This is a genomic window from Calidithermus terrae (genome assembly GCF_003574345.1).
Classification (GTDB): Bacteria; Deinococcota; Deinococci; order Deinococcales; family Thermaceae; genus Calidithermus; species Calidithermus chliarophilus.
Genome location: NZ_QXDL01000360.1, coordinates 1 through 2,318, shown reverse-complemented (window position 1 = coordinate 2,318; position 2,318 = coordinate 1). Strand labels below are relative to the sequence as shown.

The following is a 2,318-nucleotide window of genomic DNA, read 5'->3' as shown; positions in this document are numbered from 1 at the left end:
CTGCCCCAGGTTTTCGCAGGCGGGCGGGGGGTCGGTGCCTTCGGGCGCGGGGCTGCTGCAGGCCGCCAGGAGGAGCGGGAAGAGCCAACGCATGGCCTAGAGGCTATCAGGCCCTGCCGGAGGCACTCCTTAGCCCGGACCACCAAGTTTCTTGAACCCGGCTTAAGGTCACGCCGGGAACCAGATCCCCACCCGCGCGCCGCCTTCGGGCCGGTTCCGCGCCGTCACGCGGCCGCCGTGGACGCGGGCCACCGCCTCCACCAGGGCCAGCCCCAGCCCGGTGCCGCTGCCGTCGCCCTTGACGAAGGGCTCGAAGACCCGGGGCAGCAGGGCCTCGGGGAAGCCGGGGCCGCGGTCGTCGAGGTAGAGCCAGACCCCGCCGCCTTCGGCCTCGAGGCGGGCCTCCAGCGGCAGCCCCCCGTGCTTCTCGGCGTTGTGGCGCAGGTTGTCGAGGGCGAGCTCGAGCAGGGCCGGCTCGGCGGTGACGGTGGCCTCCCCCTCGACGCGCATCCCGTAGCGCTCGCGCAGGAAGGCCGCGAGGTCGAGGGGCTCGGCCTGGGCCTGGCCGCGGCCCTCGAGGCGGGCCAGGGTCAGCAGCCCGCCCAGCAGGGCCTCCATGCGCCGGGCCTCGCGCGTGGCCCCCTCCAGCGCGCGGGGCTCGCCGGGGCGGCGCTGCAGGACCTCGAGGTAGCCCTTGAGCGCGGCCAGGGGGTTGCGCAGCTCGTGCGAGGCCCCGTAGGCGAAGCGCTTGGCGGCCTGTTCCTGCTCCCTCAGGCGCTCGAAGGCCAGGGAGAGGGCTTCCATGAGGCGGTTGAGCGACTCCACCGCCGGGCGCAGCTCGGGCAGGGGCGGCGTGGGGAGGGGCTCGAGGAAGCCGGGGCCGCGCAGGGAGAGCTCCCGCGCCAGCGAGCGCACCGGGCGCAAGGAGCGGGAGAGCCCCGCCGCGCCCACCAGCCACGCCAGCAGCAGCAGCACCAGCCCCACGCTCAGGTAGAGCCGGAAGAAGCGGGCGGGCAGCTCGGCCACCTCCTCCAGCGGCACCGCCACCCCGAAGCCCCCCTGCTCGCTCGGCTGCGCCACCCAAAGCCGGCCCTCGACGAGCCGCCGGAAGGTGCGGCCCTCGCGCAGCGCCTCGTAAACCCCCTCGGGCAGGCGGTTGTCGGCTTGGTCGGTCCAAACGGGGGTGCCGCCTGGGGTCAGCAGGAAGCCCACCCCGCCGAAGTCGTTGGTGACCTGGCTCAGCGACTGCGGGCTGACGTTGAGCGTGGCGGCCAGGAAGCCCAGCCGCGCCAGCAGGGCCCGCTCGAGCGCCGAGCGGGCGGTGGCCTGGGCCTCGCGCACGGTGAGCACCCACAGCGGCACCAGCAGCACCGCCAGGGCCAGCAGCAGCCACACCAAAAGCCTCGTGCGCAGGCTCAGAGGGCTCATCGGCGCAGGATGTACCCGTGCCCCCGCAGGGTGTGCAGCAGGGGCGGCTCGCCCAACGCCCGCCGCAGGGCCGAGAGGTGCACCTCGAGCGTGTTGGGCTCGACCTCCTCCCCCCACACCCGCTGCATCAGGCTCTCCTTGGGCAGAAGCCGTTCGGGGTGCTCGAGGAAGGTCTTGAGCAGCAGGAAGGCCTTGGGGGAGAGCTCGAGCACGCGCTCCCCCCGCCGGGCCTCCATGCGGCCGGGGAAGAGCGCCACGTCGGCGTAGCACAGCATCTCCTGGTCGCGGGAGGCGCGGCGCAGGAGGGCCTCGAGCCGGGCGACGAGCTCGGAGAGCGCGTAAGGCTTCACGAGGTAGTCGTCGGCCCCGCCGCGCAGGCCCTTCACGCGGTACTCCACCTCGTCGAGCGCGGTGAGCATCAGCACCGGCACCGTGCTGTGCTGCCGGATCTCCTTGAGCACCCCGAAGCCGTCCCCGCCCGGCAGCAGCACGTCGAGCACCACCACCTCCGGCTCCTGGACGAGCTTCCGCAGCCCCTCGGCCCCGCTCCCCGCCTCGAGCACCTCATACCCCTCGAGCTCGAGCCCCATCCGCAACGCGTCCCGCACGCCGGGGTCATCCTCGATCAGGAGCACTCTGGGCATACTGCCGCCATTGTGGCACGCCTCACCTGAAGTAAGGCTGAAATTTGGCCCCTGACGTTTAAGGTCGAGCGTCGAGGGCCAAGGCGTCGTACGTCTTACGTCTTACGTCTTACGTCGTACGTCTTACGTCTTACGTCTTACGTCGTACGTCGTACGTCGTACGTCGTACGTTTGGCGTCTTGCGTCTTGCGTTTGGCGTCTTGCGTCTTGCGTCTTGCGTTTGGCGTACGACCCGCCCCCGGCACC

At 72.2% G+C, this 2,318-nt stretch carries 2 protein-coding genes; both read right to left on the bottom strand.

The features are described from left to right. Nucleotides 1-168: 168 nt before the first annotated feature. Nucleotides 169-1,428 (bottom strand): sensor histidine kinase, encoded by a 1,260-nt coding sequence (locus Mterra_RS20670; RefSeq protein ID WP_170159773.1) that lies wholly within the window; start codon nucleotides 1,426-1,428, stop codon nucleotides 169-171. Further along, entirely contained in the window at nucleotides 1,425-2,072 is a 648-nt protein-coding gene (locus tag Mterra_RS20665) for a response regulator transcription factor (RefSeq protein ID WP_119316799.1), read from the bottom strand. Before Mterra_RS20665 ends, Mterra_RS20670 begins: the two co-directional genes overlap by 4 nt. Nucleotides 2,073-2,318 lie beyond the last annotated feature (246 nt).

What these genes read in the sequence shown, in the direction of transcription:
- Mterra_RS20670 (WP_170159773.1), bottom strand. Translation starts at nt 1,428, where the DNA reads ATGAGCCCTCTGAGCCTGCGCACGAGGCTTTTGGTGTGGCTGCTGCTG.
- Mterra_RS20665 (WP_119316799.1), bottom strand. Translation starts at nt 2,072, where the DNA reads ATGCCCAGAGTGCTCCTGATCGAGGATGACCCCGGCGTGCGGGACGCG.